Source organism: Bordetella trematum (genome assembly GCF_900078335.1).
GTDB lineage: Bacteria > Pseudomonadota > Gammaproteobacteria > Burkholderiales > Burkholderiaceae_B > Bordetella > Bordetella trematum.
This window is the reverse complement of sequence record NZ_FKBR01000045.1, coordinates 1-16,590: the sequence shown is the minus strand read 5'-3', so window position 1 is coordinate 16,590 and position 16,590 is coordinate 1. Positions and strand designations below refer to the sequence as shown.

General features: G+C 62.1%; 14 protein-coding genes and 5 tRNA genes. 5 read left to right on the top strand and 14 right to left on the bottom strand.

Going from position 1 to position 16,590, the window contains the following annotated elements; genetic code table 11:
• Positions 1-3 precede the first annotated feature (3 nt).
• The 9 genes from A7V84_RS15940 to rnr all read right to left on the bottom strand — a co-directional run bounded on the left by A7V84_RS15940 (position 4) and on the right by rnr (position 8,708).
• Positions 4-675, bottom strand: a complete 672-nt coding sequence (locus A7V84_RS15940; protein ID WP_025514613.1) for a response regulator — start codon at positions 673-675, stop codon at positions 4-6.
• Between the two features lie 98 nt (positions 676-773).
• Positions 774-1,223 carry an ExbD/TolR family protein gene (locus tag A7V84_RS15935; protein WP_025514611.1) on the bottom strand — a complete coding sequence of 150 codons (450 nt, stop codon included), beginning with the start codon at positions 1,221-1,223 and terminating at the stop codon, positions 774-776.
• Positions 1,223-2,149: a MotA/TolQ/ExbB proton channel family protein gene (locus tag A7V84_RS15930; RefSeq protein ID WP_025514609.1), complete on the bottom strand. Its 927-nt coding sequence runs from the start codon at positions 2,147-2,149 to the stop codon at positions 1,223-1,225. Before A7V84_RS15930 ends, A7V84_RS15935 begins: the two co-directional genes overlap by 1 nt.
• Before the next feature lie 26 nt (positions 2,150-2,175).
• Positions 2,176-2,979 (bottom strand): energy transducer TonB, encoded by an 804-nt coding sequence (locus A7V84_RS15925; protein WP_025514606.1) that lies wholly within the window; start codon positions 2,977-2,979, stop codon positions 2,176-2,178.
• A 346-nt stretch (positions 2,980-3,325) separates the two neighbouring features.
• Positions 3,326-3,401: transfer RNA gene (locus A7V84_RS15920), tRNA-Val, on the bottom strand.
• A gap of 111 nt (positions 3,402-3,512) precedes the next feature.
• A complete protein-coding gene (locus tag A7V84_RS15915) occupies positions 3,513-3,785 on the bottom strand; it encodes an HU family DNA-binding protein (protein WP_025514604.1) in 273 nt (90 codons plus the stop codon).
• Between the two features lie 279 nt (positions 3,786-4,064).
• A complete protein-coding gene (locus A7V84_RS15910; RefSeq protein ID WP_025514602.1) occupies positions 4,065-5,312 on the bottom strand; it encodes a cystathionine gamma-synthase family protein in 1,248 nt (415 codons plus the stop codon).
• A gap of 66 nt (positions 5,313-5,378) precedes the next feature.
• On the bottom strand, positions 5,379-6,116 hold the full coding sequence (gene rlmB, locus A7V84_RS15905; protein WP_025514601.1) for a 23S rRNA (guanosine(2251)-2'-O)-methyltransferase RlmB: 738 nt from the start codon (positions 6,114-6,116) through the stop codon (positions 5,379-5,381).
• A 108-nt stretch (positions 6,117-6,224) separates the two neighbouring features.
• Positions 6,225-8,708: a ribonuclease R gene (gene rnr, locus A7V84_RS15900; RefSeq protein ID WP_115638875.1), complete on the bottom strand. Its 2,484-nt coding sequence runs from the start codon at positions 8,706-8,708 to the stop codon at positions 6,225-6,227.
• 129 nt (positions 8,709-8,837) lie between these two features.
• On the opposite strand from rnr, the gene A7V84_RS15895 reads away from it, so the two are divergent.
• A tRNA-Leu gene (locus tag A7V84_RS15895) sits at positions 8,838-8,922 on the top strand.
• A 114-nt stretch (positions 8,923-9,036) separates the two neighbouring features.
• On the opposite strand, the gene A7V84_RS15890 is transcribed toward A7V84_RS15895, so the two are convergent.
• Entirely contained in the window at positions 9,037-9,642 is a 606-nt protein-coding gene (locus tag A7V84_RS15890; protein ID WP_063492640.1) for a tRNA-uridine aminocarboxypropyltransferase, read from the bottom strand.
• A 135-nt stretch (positions 9,643-9,777) separates the two neighbouring features.
• On the opposite strand from A7V84_RS15890, the gene A7V84_RS15885 reads away from it, so the two are divergent.
• Together A7V84_RS15885 and A7V84_RS15880 are read left to right on the top strand one after the other, a co-directional pair.
• Positions 9,778-9,862 (top strand) — tRNA-Leu (locus A7V84_RS15885).
• Between the two features lie 163 nt (positions 9,863-10,025).
• Positions 10,026-10,110, top strand: a tRNA-Leu gene (locus tag A7V84_RS15880).
• Positions 10,111-10,247: 137 nt separating this feature from the next.
• On the opposite strand, the gene A7V84_RS15875 is transcribed toward A7V84_RS15880, so the two are convergent.
• Entirely contained in the window at positions 10,248-12,509 is a 2,262-nt protein-coding gene (locus A7V84_RS15875) for a TonB-dependent receptor domain-containing protein (protein ID WP_162269650.1), read from the bottom strand.
• A gap of 437 nt (positions 12,510-12,946) precedes the next feature.
• On the bottom strand, positions 12,947-13,387 hold the full coding sequence (locus A7V84_RS15870; RefSeq protein WP_231940055.1) for a GNAT family N-acetyltransferase: 441 nt from the start codon (positions 13,385-13,387) through the stop codon (positions 12,947-12,949).
• Positions 13,388-13,542: 155 nt separating this feature from the next.
• Between A7V84_RS15870 and A7V84_RS15865 the strand changes: the two genes are divergently transcribed.
• Positions 13,543-15,204: an FMN-binding glutamate synthase family protein gene (locus A7V84_RS15865; RefSeq protein WP_025514595.1), complete on the top strand. Its 1,662-nt coding sequence runs from the start codon at positions 13,543-13,545 to the stop codon at positions 15,202-15,204.
• A 132-nt stretch (positions 15,205-15,336) separates the two neighbouring features.
• Positions 15,337-15,413, top strand: a tRNA-Met gene (locus A7V84_RS15860).
• A 21-nt stretch (positions 15,414-15,434) separates the two neighbouring features.
• Here the strand turns inward: A7V84_RS15860 and A7V84_RS21775 are convergent.
• Together A7V84_RS21775 and A7V84_RS15855 are read right to left on the bottom strand one after the other, a co-directional pair.
• The gene (locus A7V84_RS21775; protein WP_082833037.1) at positions 15,435-15,782 is read right to left on the bottom strand and encodes a helix-turn-helix transcriptional regulator; all 348 of its coding nucleotides are present in this window, start codon (positions 15,780-15,782) and stop codon (positions 15,435-15,437) included.
• A gap of 100 nt (positions 15,783-15,882) precedes the next feature.
• On the bottom strand, positions 15,883-16,377 hold the full coding sequence (locus tag A7V84_RS15855) for a hypothetical protein (protein ID WP_127070824.1): 495 nt from the start codon (positions 16,375-16,377) through the stop codon (positions 15,883-15,885).
• Positions 16,378-16,590 lie beyond the last annotated feature (213 nt).

Below are 16,590 nucleotides of genomic sequence, written 5' to 3'. Positions count from 1 at the left end.
GGCCTAGGCGGCCTCGACATCCAGCATATAGCCGAAGCCGCGCACCGTCTGGATGCTGGCGCCCGTCCCTTCGAGGCGCTTGCGCAGACGATATACGTAGACTTCGACCGCATTTTCGCTGAAATCGGCATCCCAGGCAGACAGGGAATTGACGATCTGGCGCTTGGTGACCACCCGACCCACGCGTGCCATCAGCATCTCCAGCACCGACAGCTCGCGTACCGACAGGGCCAGCCGGTGACCATTGGCGCGAACCTCGCGCCCGACCGTATCGAACACCAGAGGGCCGGCCTCGATCTGCGGCTGAGCCTGGCCGGCACGCCTGCGTCCCAGGGCGCGCACACGCGCAGCCAGCTCGGGCAGATCGAAGGGTTTGGTCACGTAGTCATCGGCGCCGGCATCGAGACCGGCAACGCGGTCATCCAGGCCATCGCGCGCAGTGAGAATCAGCACCGGCACCTGATTGCCTTCCTGACGCAGCTGGCGCAATACCTCCAGCCCGCTGAGCCCGGGCAGATTCAGATCCAGCAACAGCAGGTCATAGGAAAGCCCCGCCAGCGCTCCGCGAACCTTATCGCCCTCGGTGAGCCAGTCGACGGCATACCCCTGGTCGGACAGGAACTCCTGCAGCGCGTGGCCCAGGGTCGTGTCGTCTTCGATTACAAGTACTCGCATGCGGCAATTTTAACGCGATCCGTGCCGCTGCTGCGGCCAGGACGAAAAAAAGCCGCCCCTTTACAGGGCGGCCGGGTACGGGCTGCCTGGCCCCAGACTCAGGGCGTGGTCGCAGCCGGCGCCCCTTCGGCCGGCGCCGGGGTGGTCACGAAACCGATGCGGGCCATGCCCGAGCGGCGCGCCGAAGCCATCACGCGCGCCAGGGTTTCGTAGCGCGTATTCTGGTCTGCGCGGATACGGATCTCGGCCTGCGGCTTATCGCCGGCGATAGCCTGGAATCGCTGCGGCAGGTCTTCCAGCGTGACCGGCATCTCATCCCAGAAGATCGCGCCATTGGCATCGATGGCCAGATCGACCGTTTTCGGATCTTCCTGAACCTGCTCGGCCGACACCTGCGGCATATTGATCTTGATGGAATGCGCCAGCAGCGGCGCCGTGATGATGAAGATCACCAGCAGCACCAGCATCACGTCGATGAGCGGCACCATGTTGATCTCGGACACGGTGTGGCCGCCCGACCCTTTATTGTCGAAGCTGCCGAAGGCCATTATTCACCCCCTCGGGCGTGGCGCTGACGCCCCAGGGCGCGCACCTTGCCATCGGACACCTCGACCTGCTGGCCGGTCGTCAGGAAGGCGAACAGGTCATGCGCGAAGGCATCCAGACGCGACAGGTAGACGCGGTTGTTGCGCACAAACATGTTGTAGGCCAGCACGGCGGGAATCGCCACTGCCAGGCCCAGACCGGTCATGATGAGGGCTTCGCCCACCGGACCGGCAATGCGATTGATGGTCACGCCATCCGACAGGCCGATCCCGACCAGCGCGTGATACACGCCCCACACGGTGCCGAACAGACCCACGAACGGGGCGGTCGACCCCACCGAAGCCAGCACCGTCAGGCCGTTCTCGAGCTTGGCGGTTTCCTCGTCGATCACCTTGCGCATGGTGCGGGTGACGAACTCGCTGTTGCTGCCCGCCTCTTCCAGCTTGGTGGCGCCGAACTTGGCGTGATGACTCTGCGCGTGGATGGCATGGCTGGTCAGGTGCGAGAAGGGATCCTGCGCGCCGTGCGTGACGATTTCGTTTTCAACCTGCTGCAGCGAGCTGGCATTCCAGAAATGGTTCAGGAAGACGCCGGAACGCTTGCGCATGCGCAGATTGCTGACCACCTTGACGACGATCAGGTACCAGGTCACCAGGGACATCAGGATCAGGATGATGAACAGCGTCTTGCCGACGAAGTCGGTCTGGGCCACAAAGTGCAGAAAGCCCATATCGGGCGGCGCATTCTGCGCGGCTGCGTTGAGCGTATCGGCGCTTTGCTGCAGCGGCGCCAGCGCCGGCGGCGGGGCGGCCAGCGCCGGATCCGGCGCAACGGCGGGGGCCGCGGCGGGTGCGCTGCCCGGAGCGGACTCGGCCGCGGGCGCCGCCTGGGCGACGGCCATCATGGCATTCTGAAGTACGTTGAACATCGTGTTCCCTTTACCTGTAGCTGGACTTACTTGACTTCAAAGTCGTACGGAATTCTGGCCTGGCCCGTCACTGCCTTGCCATTGCGCATGGCCGGCTTGAAGCGCGCCTTGCGCGCCGTTTCCAATGCGGCGTTATCCAGACGACGGTACCCGGACGAGGTGTCGATCCAGGCTTTCTCTACATTGCCTTGCGGGCTGATCTGCACCATCACCAGCACCCTGCCCTGCTCGCGTCGCCGCAGGGAGTCACTGGGATATTTCGGTGCGGGCGGCTTGCCCAGATATTCCACGCTGGTCATGAAGACCGGCTCGTCAGGCGCCGGCCCCGCCGTCGGCGCCTGAGTGACCTGCTCACCCTCGGTGGCGCCGCTGGGCGCGGCCTCGACCTTGGGCTGCTCGACCGGTTGCGGCTTGGGTTGCGGCTTGGGCTGGGGCTTGGGTTTTGGCTTAGGTTTGGGCTTGGGCTTGGGCGCCGGCTCGGGGGCCTTCTCGACCACCGGCTCGGGCTCAGGTTCGGGTTCGATTTCAGGCTCGACTTCCGGTTCGATTTCCGGCTCGGGCTCGGGCGGCGGCGGCTCGACCTCAGGCTCGGGCTCCGGCGGAGGCGTTTCCTCGACCAGTTGCTCGGCCTTCGCCACCTGCACCATCGGCGCCTCGATGATGCTCACCATGACGGGCTCGGGCTCCACCATTTCGGGAGGCTCCGAGTCCATGAAGAAAACTGCACCGATGACCGCCGCATGCACGGCAAGCACAGCGACGCCGGCGCCCACACGCAGCCCGAGAGAGGCTTGCGAAGCAGACATCCAACCGTTATGTGGGTGAGGCATGAATCAGCCAGAAACATTGACGACTACCGCCGGCCGCACGGTCAAAAACCGACCTGCCCCAGGCGTTTGCAAGTCCATCACGATATATCAAATGCGAATGATTCGCAAGCTTAATATCAAAGATGATCCTGGGTGCCGGCAGGTATCGCGCAAGACATCGCTTCAGAGCCGGGAATAGGCAAGACAGCCGCCGTAGAGGACGCACAATCCGTCTGACCCCGATAGAGAGCGTCGACGGCTTCGTGCGCCTGCGGGTATCCGGGAGGCGTTTCATCGCCCGCCAGATACGACAGGCAACAAAAAAGGCACCCGGATCTCTCCAAGTGCCTCATTGACGCAGCTTTGATGGTGGGTGCTACAGGGGTCGAACCTGTGACCTACGCCTTGTAAGGGCGCCGCTCTACCAGCTGAGCTAAGCACCCTTCGCGGGGCCACTCAAAGTCATGCGAGGGCTGAAGTATAGCGAACTGCAAAACGATCGGCAAATCAGCCCGCCTGCCCGGCCCATTTCGGCCCGGCTGGCATGCGTCGCGTCAGTTCACGGCATCCTTGAGGGCTTTGCCCGGGCGGAATTTCGGCACCTTGGCCTTCTTGATCTTGATGGCTTCGCCGGTGCGCGGATTGCGGCCGGTACGGGCAGCGCGCGAGGACACGGCAAACGTGCCAAAACCGACCAGCGTAACCGTACCGCCCTTTTTCAACGTCGTTTTGACGGCACCGATCAATGCATCAAGCGAACGACCTGCCGCTGCCTTGGAGATGTCGGCTTTGCTGGCAATGTGATCGATGAGTTCGGATTTGTTCATTCAGTGTTACCCCTCACAAAGTAGGATTTTTCACGACCCGGGACCACAAGGCCAGGGAATCGCGTCAGAACAGGCGAATGACGACTTGATGTTTCTTGCGCCGCGACAACGCGGCGTAATGACTGCTGCGCCACAGGATTGCGCCCTGTTTTCCGGGGCGTTCAAGCACCGCGGCACAGTGGCATATTAGGCACTCCGCACCTGGGCCTGTCAAGCATGACAGGCCCGCAGGCCGCGCCACTACTAGCTTTTAGCGATTTCCGCAATCAACAGAAACGCCTAGCGAGAAGCTGCAGCGACTAGTGCTTGATCGAAATCGTGCAACAAATCGGTTTCATCTTCGATCCCGACCGAAACCCGGATCAGGCTGTCGGCGATGCCCATTTCCGCGCGGCGCTGGGGGCCCATTTCGTAATAGATGGTGTGTGCCGCCGGCAGCGCCAGGCTGCGCGTATCGCCCAGATGCGTTGCATTGAGCACGATTCGCAAATGATTGAGAAAATCGAAACAATCTATGCCGGCAGCCAGCTCCACGCCCAGCAGGCCGCCGAACCGGCCCGGACGCAGCAAGGCGGCGGCACGCGCATGCTGAGGGTGGCAGGGCAACCCCGGATAATGCACCTTCGCCACACCGGCATGGCCCTGCAGAAAACGCGCCAGCGCCAAGGCATTGCTGCAATGCCTGTCCATGCGCAAAGCCAGCGTCTCGGCGCCCACCGCAATGCGATGGGCAGGCTCGGCGGCCAGGGTCGCTCCCATATCGCGCAAGCCCTTTTTCTTGATCTGGGTCAGCCCCCAGCCGGCCGGAGCGCCCTTGCGATAAGCCTCGGCGATATTGGCGTAGCCCGACCAGTCGAACAGGCCGGTATCCGTCACGGCTCCGCCTAGCGCATGGCCGTGTCCGCCGATGTACTTGGACAAGGAATTCATGACCAGCGAGGCCCCCACATCGCGCGGCCGCAGCAGCCAAGGCGAGGTCAGCGTGTTGTCCACCACGTAGACCAGACCGTGCTCACGGCAGATCTCGCCCAGGCCGACCAGATCCGCGATCTGGGTGCCTGGGTTGGCAATGGTTTCGGTGAATACCAGACGCGTGTTGGGTCGCAGGGCCGCACGCACCTGCCCGGCATCGGTCGCATCGACGGTGGTCACTTCCACGCCCAGGTCGGCCAGCGTACCCAGCAGGCTATTGGTATTGCCGAAAATGAAATGGCTGGACACCAGGTGATCGCCGCGGCGCAGCAGTGTCGTGAAAATGGCCGCCAGCGCTGCCATCCCGGTGGCAAAACTGACCGTGCCCGTGCCGCCTTCCATCTTGGTGATCCGGGCCTCGAGTGCCGTCGTGGTGGGCGTACCCTGGCGGGCATAGGTAAAGCCGGACCGGCCCTGGAACACGGCCGCCAGTTCATGGGCATCTTCGTAGACATACTCCGAAGAGGGATGCATGGGCTTGTGCACCGCTCCGTGCTCGACGGACTGGCTGCGGTCGGAGTGAAGAATGGTGGTGGTAAAGCCGTTCTGGTGCATGATGATCAAGGCTGGCGAAAAACTGCGGAAAACGGCGCAAGGCGCGCCGCAAAGGGGCGCCCGGGCTCAGGCCCGGCGCTGACGAACGGTCTCGTAGAGGCAGACGGCGCTGGCGACACTGACGTTCAGGCTTTCCACTGAACCCAGCATGGGGATATTGACCAGCTCATCGCAGGTCTCGCGCGTCAGGCGGCGCATGCCCTCGCCTTCCGCCCCCATGACCCACGCCATGGCGCGGCGCGCATCGACGGCGTGCATGTCATGGCTGGCCTGATCATCGGTGCCCACGAGCCAGATATCGCGCTCTTTCAGCTCGCGCATCGTGCGCGCCAGATTGGTCACCATGATGTAGGGCACGGTGTCGGCTGCGCCACAGGCCACCCGCTGAACGGTGCTGTTCAAGCCGACTGCGCGATCGCGCGGGGCGATCACCGCATGCACGCCCGCCGCATCGGCAGTACGCAGACAGGCCCCCAGGTTGTGCGGATCGGTCACGCCATCGAGGATCAGCAGAAAGGCCGGCCCCTCGATCACATCGAGCACCTCGTCGACACTCACGGCGAGCTGACGTTCGTCGGCCAGCGCGACCACGCCCTGGTGGCGGGTGCCGCGCGCCAGGCCGTCGAGCCTATCCATCGACACCGGATGCACCCGGCAGCCGGCATGCGTGGCCTGCTCGATAAAAGTCTGCATGCGCTTGTCGCGGCGCGACGCCTCGACGTAGATATCCTTGATGGAATCCGGCGCGTGGCGCAAACGCGCCACGACCGCATGAAAACCTGCCAGAACTTGGGCCGACGCCATGATGTGACTACCTCAGAAAAACGCAATAACCCGTCAGTCCGGACCGACGGGACGGGGCCGCACGACGGCGGCCCCTGAACAATGCTGCAATGTTACCGCGACCGCCGACTAGCGCAGCCGGGGCGCCTTCTTGGACGGCGCCGCAGCACGCTTGACCACCTTGGCCGGCGTCGCACCAAGCGGCTTGGCGGCCTTCTTGGCTTCGGCGCGGCGTTGCTTGGCGGTCTGGCCCTTGAGGGCGGCCGGCTTGGGCGCGGCGGCTTTCTTGATGCGGCGCGGCTCCTCGGGATTGCGCTGGCTTTGCTTGCGCAAAGACTCGTAGCTGGTTCCCTTGACCAGGCGGAACTCGATGCGGCGCGCCTCCAGATCGACGCGCGACACCTGCACCTGGACCTTGTCGGTCAGGCGGTAGCGCATGCCGGTACGCTCGCCGCGCAGCTCGTGCATGGCATCGTTGAACTGGAAGTAGTCGCTGCCCAGTTCGGAGACGTGCACCATGCCCTCGACGTGCAGAGTATCGAGCGTGACGAAGATCCCGAAGCTGGCTACGCCGGTGACCGTGCCGCTGAAATCTTCGCCCACGCGCTCGCGCACGAACCAGCACTTGAGCCAGGCCTCGACATCGCGCGAAGCTTCGTCTGCACGGCGCTCGCTGGCCGACAGGATCAGGCCCATCTTTTCCCAGATCGCATGCTCATGCTCGCGCTTTGTGGTCCCGATCACGACTGGCTGAGACTCCAGCTCGGGCACGTAGCGCTTGCCCGCCAGCAGGGCCTTGATGACCCGGTGGGTGAGCAGATCGGGATAGCGGCGAATCGGCGAGGTGAAGTGCGAATAGGCCGGATACGACAGGCCGAAGTGACCCATGTTGTCCGGACTGTAGACGGCCTGCTGCATGGAGCGCAGGCTCATGGTTTGCAGCAGCGGGAAGTCGGGGCGACTGCGCACCGAATCGAGGAACTCGCCATAGTCCTTGGCCGACGGCGTTTCGCCGCCGCCCAGCGACAGGCCCACGGTGCGCAGAAACTCGCGCAACGCCTGCAGGCGCTCGGGCGTCGGGCCCTCGTGGATACGGAACAGGCCCGGATGCTTGTTGCGCAGCATGAAATCGGCCGCGCAGGTATTGGCCGCCAGCATGCTCTCTTCGATCAGCTTGTGGGCGTCGTTGCGCACCATCGGCACGATCTGTTCGATGCGACCCAGTTCGTTGCAGACGATGCGGGTCTCGACCGTTTCGAAGTCGATGGCACCTCGCTTTTTACGCTGCTGGGACAGCAACTGGTACAGATCATGCAGATGCTGGACATCCGCCAGGCGCGGGCCTAGCGCCTGCGCGGCCGGCCCGGTAGGCTGCTGCAGCGCCTCCCAGATGGAGGTGTAGGTGGTGCGCGCATGCGAATGCATGACGGCGTTGTAGAACTGATAGGCCGTGACCGTGCCCGCCTTGGCGCCAGTGGCCGGAATGACCATGTCGCACACCAGCACCAGCCGGTCGACGTCGGGATTCAGCGAACACAGGCCGTTGGACAGGGACTCCGGAAACATCGGAATCACGCGGCGCGGGAAATACACACTGGTGCCCCGCTCGAAGGCATCTTCGTCCAGCGCGTCATCGGGCCGGACATAATGGCTGACATCGGCGATGGCCACCAGCAGGCGCCAGCCGGGGCGTTTGCGCGTGCCGGTGCCCAGATCGACCGGCGTGCAATAGACCGCATCGTCGAAGTCGCGCGCGTCTTCGCCATCAATGGTGATGAGCGGCACATCGCGCAGATCGACGCGGTCCTTCAGGTCGCTCTTGCGGACCACCTCGGGCAGTTTGGCGGCCTGTTTGAGCGCGGCCTCGGAAAAAGCGACCGGCACGTCGAACTTACGGACCGCGATCTCGATTTCCATGCCGGGGTCGTCGATCTCGCCAAGCACCTCCGAAACCCGCCCCAGCGGCTGGGTATGGCGGGTCGGCTGCTCGATGATCTGCACCGCCACCACCTGGCCGTGCTGCGCGCCGTTGGTGTCGTCCGGCGGAATCAGGATGTCGTGCTTGATGCGCTGATCTTCGGGCACCACGATGGACAGGCCATGTTCGTGCAGGAAGCGGCCAACCAGCTTGTTGGTGCGCCGCTCGATCACCTCGACGATGGTGCCATCGGGCTTGCCGCGGTATTCGCCATTGGGCTTGACCAGCACACGATCGCCGTGCAGCACCTTGAGCATCTCGCGCGGCGACAGAAAGATATCGGGACCGCCGTCATCGCGCACCAGAAAGCCGAAGCCGTCACGGTGGCCTTGCACCCGTCCGGCCACAAAATCCAGCTTGGTCGCCAGCAGCAGCACGCCCTTGCGGTTGGGCAACAGTTGCCCATCGCGCTCCATGGCAGCCAGCCTGCGCTCGAACCCCACCAGGGTGGCATCGCGCTCCACCCCCATGCGTTCGGCCAGCTCGGCGGGCGACAAAGGGCCCGGCGCCGAGCGCAAAGCCTTGAGTATCTCTTCGCGCGACGGGACGTCCGGATCGAAATCCGGGGGAGCAGCGGCCAGGACCGGGGTGGATTTATTATTGTTGTTCGCTTCTTTGTTCGATCGTTTTGCCAAAACTGAAAATCCCGTATATAATGCGCAGCTTCTGTGGTCAGCCCAGTGCGACACTGAAAGCCAGACGCAGCGTTTTGCGAAGTAGCTAGTCTACGTGAATTTCAAAGCAAAATCGTTGACAGGCACAGTGCCCAGGTGGCGGAATTGGTAGACGCGCATGGTTCAGGTCCATGTGCCGCAAGGTGTGGAGGTTCGAGTCCTCTCCTGGGCACCACAGTTTCAGCAGGCAGTGCATGCACTGCCCGCAAGCAAGATAAAACCCCCGGTGGCCCTGCCATCGGGGGTTTTGCTTTTCCATCTCGCTTTTCCAGCGGCCCCGCAAAGGCCTTTAGCGTCGCGACCCCTCCCGCCGCACATGGTGCGCTTCGTAGCGCGCCTGCCCCATGGCTTCGATCTGGCCCTGCACCAGGCGCTCGAGCGGCTCAAGCAATGCGTCATAGCGAGAGCTGGCCTCCAGCCCATTAAGCGCTGCCGCCACGGCCTCCACCGTCGACAGGGCGCCGGGCAGATCGGCGTGGCGCACCCGATAGCGCCCTTGCGGCACACCCGGCAGGGACAGACGCGGCAACGCCGCCAGCTCCGGGTGGCGCGCCACCATCGCGCGCGCCCGCCGCCACGTGGCATCCGGTACCACCAGGAGACGCCCCGGCGCGCCCGCCACCGCCGGGCCGACCACCTGCGCCTGCTCTCCGGGAAACAGGAGATAGGCGGCCCAACCTGGCTGCTGCCACAAAACCGGATCGAACTGATCGGCCACGACCCGCTGCGCGCGCGCCAGGCCCAGCCAGGCCAGCCGCGCCGTATTCAGCGCATGACCCGCCTCGCGCGGATCCTGCAGAATCAGCACACGAGTGTCCGAATAGAGCTTGGGCACTAGGGCGCAAAGACAATGCGACAGAGGACGCTCGCAACGCCCACAGACAGGACGGGACATGACAACCCAGAAAAAGAAACGACACACAGCATAGCCGCCCCGATGCAATTATTTTTGCCTCGACTTGCACGCATTCCAAAAAGTGTGCATAATTCGCGTCCTGCTGATCGACGCGGTGACGCAACGAACGACAGAGCCCAGGTGGCGGAATTGGTAGACGCGCATGGTTCAGGTCCATGTGCCGCAAGGTGTGGAGGTTCGAGTCCTCTCCTGGGCACCAATCAACATCGTGACATGATCCATCACGGTGCGCCGGAAACCGGAATCACTAATTCAGGTTTTCATTCGGTACCTTCCGAACAAGGATCCCCGATCATGGCCGGGTAATATCCATGGTCGTTCGCATGACTGTGCGCGAAACGATGCAGGAAATCACAGTCTAAGCCCAGGTGGCGGAATTGGTAGACGCGCATGGTTCAGGTCCATGTGCCGCAAGGTGTGGAGGTTCGAGTCCTCTCCTGGGCACCAATTTGACATCACGCAACTTGCGCGATGTGCCAAAAAGCCCGGATGCTCACGCATCCGGGCTTTTTTTTATTGCCGCCCCACTTTCCAGCCACCCTGCCCTCCCTGCCTTCTTTTGAATTGGCCGGCACAGCCCTGCCCTAGAAACGTACCGACAATGCCAGGCTGACCGTGCGGCCCGGCAGCGGCATGGCAATCACCGTGCCCGGGTCATAGGCATATTGATTGGTCAGATTATCAATATTGAAATCCAGCTCAACCCCCTTGCTGATGCGATAGCTCGCAAATACATCTACGGTTCTGTTCTGCGGGATCCGCTTCACCGCCGGCGCGGCAGTACCCGCGAGCCAGCCCACCGGGCTCTGCTTGCCGGAGTGATAGCGCAAGCGCGCGCCCAGCGTAACCGCCCCGTCCAGAAAATACAGCCCGGCCGTAATGGCGTACGAATGACGCGGCGGCACGCGGCTGGAGATCAGGCTCCGGCTGAAGCCCGTTGAATTGCATACCCCATCCAGACATATCCAAGGCTCGTCGTAGCGCATGGCGGAGGCAGTGATGAAAAAGCGCGGATGCTCGTAGCGCAGGCCGAGATCAAACCCGCCCAAACGGAATACGTCATAGTTCTGAAATGACAGATTTGCCTTCCAGACCGGCACTCCCGGAGCCTGTGGCAGTTTCGCTGCAGAAATATAGTGACGCGCCCAATTTTCGAAGCGTGCCAGCCGTAACACCAAGCTGTCTTGCAGCTGCCAGACCCCTTCCCATTCCGCTTTCAGCCCGAGTTCCAGACTGTCCAGGCGCTCCGCACGCAGGGGATGGCGCCAGTCATAATTGAAGAGTTGCCCTGACGCCGAGCCCTCAAACAGACTCGGGTTGCGATAACTGCGCCCCGCCTTGGCAAAGACACTGAGCCCGGATTGCAAGGGCAGCTCCAATTGGGCCCGCAGATCCAGCCGCGGGGCATAGCGCGTGTGCCGGCCCTTGCTGGCAAAGTCTGTGATTTGCGCACCATGCCATTGCACTCCTGCACGCATCTGCCCACGCCACAACCGCCAGGCGCTATCGACATACACCCCATATTGACGGCGTCGTGCATCACGCGAAGCCCGGCTGTCTCGCGGCCTTGTACGTTGCTCGTCCAACACCACACCGTAATGCCATGACACCCCACCAAGCTCGCTGCGATTTGCCCAGGCAAACCCGTCACGCGTATCGGCATAACTGTGCCGATACTGATCGCCGTAATCGGCCGACGTGCTAAAGAGCCCGTTGTGCTGGGTCAGGCGCGCGCGGGTCTGCCAGATACTGACATCCATATCGATGTACGGCGCCACACGCCACCCATACCGCAACCGATAAGCATCGACACGCGCAGTCCCCAAGGCCCACTGCGGCATCGACTCCACACCCGGCGGCCAGGGGTTGAAATTGATATCGTTTTCCTGCTTGTACCAGTACGCCGCCATCACCTCGCCAGCGCGCTGCTCATGATGGCGATAGTTCAATTCCAGGCGCTGCCCGGAGGCGATATTCCAACCCAATTTGGCAAGTGTGGACACGCTGGCAAAACTGGTATTGACCACCTCCTGCCCGGGCTTGACGACCAAGTCATCGCCAGGCTCTTCCGTGGCCAGACCAGTCACGTCATCGGCATAGCGCTCAACATTGCGGCTGCCGGCAAAATAATTGCCAGTGCGACGCCTGCTGACCGCCACGACCGCATCCAGCAATGACGTGCGCCACGCCCAGGCCAGCGTCAACGCACCATTGGCGAACCGACCGGGGCGAATACGATTGTGCAGCACGTAATATTCCTGCAGAGCCTCATCTGCCGGAATCTGCGGCCAGCGATTATTGTTATAGACGCGCGCCTTCATCCACACACCGACATCCTTGCCGGGCAGCAACACATCCTCAGGTGTCAGCGTGCGCAGTTGCACCACACCGCCGACCGCGCCAGCGCCATATGGGCCGATGGAAGACCCCTTATCGACCCTGGCCTGACCGATGAAATCCAGATCAATATAGCTGCGGTCACTTTCACCTTGATAGCCGCGCCAGGTATGGGTGGATTGCAAGCTGCCATCCACATAGACGGGCACCCGGCCCTCGCCTTGAATCCCGCGTATGCCGACATCGAGCGCGCCGGCTTCGTTGCGAATGTTATTCAATTGCAGGCCGGATACCTGGGTCAATGCTTCCGCATTTCCTGTGCCGCGAAAACGATCCAGCGCCTCGCGTCCGAGCTCATCAGCGAGTGGATCCTCCAGATGGCCCACCACCCACACGCGCTCCAGCAACACTGGCCCTTGATCCGCACGATCAAGCTGCGCCACCGCCTGCGCGGCACCCAACCCACCCCCTGCCACCAGCGCCAGAGAGCCCAACAGGAATTTTTGCATCGCGATCCATCCCACATTCATACATCAACAACTGATAATGAGAATCACTATCATTCATAAATGACGTAACTATGGGATGCCGCCTCTATGCCCCCCGGCTGCCGCCCATCAAACAGGACGAGTCACCGTAAAAAGAACTACGCCACAGGGTGAGGACTTCGGTCGAGCGCCGCACTGCTGAGCCGCGCCGCCCACGAACCGATGGCTTCACCCAGACAATCCGGGCCATCGGCTCGACCAGCGTCTGGGTGAGGATGACCACCGGCACACGGGCTGGCTGGCACGGCCCAGCCCAAGGCAAGCGCAATGCCGCTCAAGCGCACAGCAATCTGTCGCGCATAGAGAAAAGCGCGGATACCGCCAGCTGACATGGCGGCGAACAAGGCGTGTAGAAAAAACCCTGCAATGGCGTCGCCTGCGGCGCCGCAGCGGCATGATCACAAAGGCTTCACCATGACCCGGTGCTCGATCCCGGCATCAAGAAATATTTCACCTTCCGCCGCAAAACCAAACGCTTCATAGAAGCCCATCGCCTGTATCTGCGCATTAAGGATCAAACGCTTGTGACCCGCCTGCCGACCGCACGCTATCAAGGCCGTCAGGACTTGCGCCCCCACGCCCGAACCTCGGGCCGAACGACGCACCGCCATGCGGCCGATATGACCATCCGGCAACAGCCGCCCGGTCGCCAGAGGCTGCCCCGCCAGGTCATAAGCCACCGCATGTTGCGATAGTGGATCGTACTCATCCAGCTCCAGCTCTGGCGGCACGAACTGCTCCTGGACAAAAACCTCCAGACGAATCGGCCAGGCGTCTGGACGCAGACGATCCCATGAACCTATCACCACATGCACGGAAGAAGAACCCGCTGCCCTCACGATCTGCCGCTCCAAAATGCCAGGCGCCCATTATCCCAGAGCCTCCGGCACCAGCCTGCGCCCTAGAAGACGCCCCAAAACGACGGCAGTCACACGGGAAGATCGTCCGACGAATCTGGTAACGTGAGCAACACACGTGTTTCTCGGAGAGGTATATGCAATGGTTTGCCGGCCGCTATACGGCCTTTGCACTCATACTCATCGGTGCAGCCCTGACCCTGACGTTGAGCGTTGTCTCCGGCTGGGGTTGGCTCTGGGCAGCCGCCCCACTTTGCGCCCTCGCCCTGCTTGGCATCTACGACCTGCTGCAGCAGCGTCACGCCATCCGGCGCAACTATCCCGTTCTCGGCAATCTGCGCTTTCTGTTCGAGTTCATCCGCCCGGAGATCCGTCAGTACTTCCTGGAAGACGACACCAAGGCGCAGCCCTTCTCCCGAGCGCAGCGCTCCATCGTCTACCAGCGCGCCAAACAGGAAATCGACAAGCGCCCCTTCGGCACCCAGGAAGATGTCTACGGCGACCGCTATGAATGGATCAATCATTCCATGGCGCCCTCCCATATCGCCGACGCCGATTTCCGCATCCAGGTCGGCGGCCCGGACTGCACCCAGCCCTACTCGCTGTCGGTCTTCAATATCTCCGCCATGAGCTTCGGCGCCCTGTCGGCCAACGCCGTGCTGGCCCTGAACGAAGGCGCGCGCACCGGCAACTTCGCGCATGACACCGGCGAAGGCGGCATCAGCCGCTACCACCGCGAACCGGGCGGCTCGCTCATCTGGAACATCGGTTCGGGCTACTTCGGTTGCCGCGACGAGCACGGCGCCTTCTCGGAAGAGGCCTTTGTGCGCAACGCCTGTACGCCACAGGTGAAAATGATCGAGATCAAACTCTCGCAAGGCGCCAAGCCGGGCCATGGCGGCATCCTGCCGGCCAACAAGGTCACCCCCGAAATCGCCGAAGCGCGCGGCGTGCCTCCCTGGCAGGACTGCAACTCACCCGCCAGCCACAGCGCCTTCGATTCGCCGGTGGGGCTGATGCACTTCGTGGCCCGTCTGCGCAAGCTGTCCGGCGGCAAACCGGTCGGATTCAAACTCTGCGTGGGCCACCCCTGGGAATGGTTCGCCATCGTCAAAGCCATGCTCAAGACCGGCATCACGCCCGACTTCATCGTGGTCGACGGCGCCGAAGGCGGCACGGGCGCCGCCCCCGTGGAGTTCGTCGATCATGTCGGCACGCCGCTGCGCGAGGCGCTGCGCCTGGTGCACAACACCCTGGTCGGCGTGAACCTGCGCGACCGGATACGGATCGGCGCCTCCGGCAAGATCATCACCGCCTTCGACCTGGTACGCACCATGGCCATGGGCGCGGACTGGTGCAACGCGGCGCGCGGCTTCATGTTTGCGATCGGCTGCCTGCAGGCGCAAGCCTGCCACACCGGCAAATGCCCCACGGGCGTGGCCACCCAGGACCCGCTGCGCCAGCGCGCGCTGGTGGTGCCCGACAAAGCCCAGCGGGTAGCTCATTTCCACGGCAACACGCTGCGCGCCCTGGCCGAACTGCTCGAGGCAGCCGGGCTGACCCACCCCAAGCAATTGCGCCCCCAGCATATCGCGCGCCGCATTTCCTCCAGCGAGATCCGCCTGCTCTCGGCGCTCTTTCCCGAGCTGTCCCAGGGCGAGCTGTTGCGCGGCGAATTCCGCCATCACATCTTCCGCGTGGGCTGGAACATGGCCACCGCCGACTCCTTCCACCCCGTGACCGACCTGCCTACCGCCCTGGCCGAACTGCACCGCCCGCCCCAAGCGGCGCCCGCATGAAAAATTATTAAAAAAACCATCACTTGGCTTGCAAACCAAAAAAACACTGTGCTATAGTTACGTTCTTCGCTAGTCAAACAGCTTCACGCAGCAACCCGCAAGTCGCTGCCAAGCCACAGGCCAGCCAAGGATGGCGCATTAGCTCAGCCGGTTAGAGCGACGGAATCATAATCCGCAGGTCCCCTGTTCGAATCAGGGATGCGCCACCAAGAATATCAAGAGCTTAGCGGTCATCCGCTAAGCTCTTTTCTACTTCTGGCGCCTTCGTGTCCGAACTGTGTCCGAAATTTCCTGCGCGAAAAGCGAGATAGTTTGAGACGATCGGTGTTGCGGCGACGCCGCAATGGTTTGGCCGCCGCCGGCAGTGCTGCCTTGTACTCCTGGGGATTGTCAATCCATGCCTGCAAGGCGGCTGTGGTCCAGCCGCACGCGCGGCCACCTAAATGGACGGGTCGAGGGAAACGTCCCTCTGCGATGCGCCGATAGATCGTGGCGCGGCTGAGCGCCGTAATGCGTACTACGTCTGCCAAGCGATAAAAAGCCGGCGCAGGCTTGCCAACATCGTGTTCGTTGAGCATGGCCATCTCCTATAAGCGGACATGGCATCAGGATGCGTCAGATCGTCTCAACCACAAACCAATCAAGGCGTAGCACAGCGTAGGTACTTTTTGCAGAGCCCTATTTCTCCTCTTGGTAGAGGCTAGTTATATAGTGCTTGCTCAAGTTGTCAGCGGCGGGGTTCTTCTTGATCAGTGAAATGCGAACTTCATCCCAATCAAGGAACACTGGGATTCTTTCTTCAACGATGCCATTGCTTTTCGCTATCGCAGATAGGCCAGGGATGCGTTGCCCGGCCTGCGCTTCATGTTCCTCGATTTTTTGCTGAAATAGCTCTCGCGCAGCAGAAATCACCGATCCAGTTTTCGCTCTGATTTCTCGATGAATCGCTGACAACGCTTCCACGTATTTGCGTGCGGCCGGAATGATGGAAATTTTTTCCGTACATTCATCCAATAGCTTACCCTTGAGTTTCGCCTTGAATTGCTTGTCTTCTGCAAGAGCTGACTTCATCGCATAAGGTATGACTCGTGCCTCAAGGCGTTCACGCTTGCCTTCTGGAAGCCATTTTGACCCCATCGTCACCCCATGTACGGCAAAACCGACATGTTGCACGTGATTTCTCAGCGCCTCCATGAACCTGTACTCGAATAGCGAGTCATAAAAATGACGCTTACGTTCTCGAATGGGGGCTGGGTCAGCACCCATCTCACTCACCCATTGAGGAGCCTGGTCCAAGTAAAGACGTGCTGCGCTAAGTAGGTTCAACGGTAATGCCCCCTAAAAAACGGGGGAATCAGAAGTAGAATTTTCTCATTAAGGAGTTCT

Bases quoted from the DNA above. Each gene is read 5' to 3' on its own strand.
- A7V84_RS15940 (WP_025514613.1), bottom strand. From the start codon at position 675: ATGCGAGTACTTGTAATCGAAGACGACACGACCCTGGGCCACGCGCTG.
- A7V84_RS15935 (WP_025514611.1), bottom strand. From the start codon at position 1,223: ATGGCCTTCGGCAGCTTCGACAATAAAGGGTCGGGCGGCCACACCGTG.
- A7V84_RS15930 (WP_025514609.1), bottom strand. From the start codon at position 2,149: ATGTTCAACGTACTTCAGAATGCCATGATGGCCGTCGCCCAGGCGGCG.
- A7V84_RS15925 (WP_025514606.1), bottom strand. From the start codon at position 2,979: ATGCCTCACCCACATAACGGTTGGATGTCTGCTTCGCAAGCCTCTCTC.
- A7V84_RS15915 (WP_025514604.1), bottom strand. From the start codon at position 3,785: ATGAACAAATCCGAACTCATCGATCACATTGCCAGCAAAGCCGACATC.
- A7V84_RS15910 (WP_025514602.1), bottom strand. From the start codon at position 5,312: ATGCACCAGAACGGCTTTACCACCACCATTCTTCACTCCGACCGCAGC.
- rlmB (WP_025514601.1), bottom strand. From the start codon at position 6,116: ATGGCGTCGGCCCAAGTTCTGGCAGGTTTTCATGCGGTCGTGGCGCGT.
- A7V84_RS15890 (WP_063492640.1), bottom strand. From the start codon at position 9,642: ATGTCCCGTCCTGTCTGTGGGCGTTGCGAGCGTCCTCTGTCGCATTGT.
- A7V84_RS15875 (WP_162269650.1), bottom strand. From the start codon at position 12,509: ATGCAAAAATTCCTGTTGGGCTCTCTGGCGCTGGTGGCAGGGGGTGGG.
- A7V84_RS15865 (WP_025514595.1), top strand. From the start codon at position 13,543: ATGCAATGGTTTGCCGGCCGCTATACGGCCTTTGCACTCATACTCATC.
- A7V84_RS21775 (WP_082833037.1), bottom strand. From the start codon at position 15,782: ATGCTCAACGAACACGATGTTGGCAAGCCTGCGCCGGCTTTTTATCGC.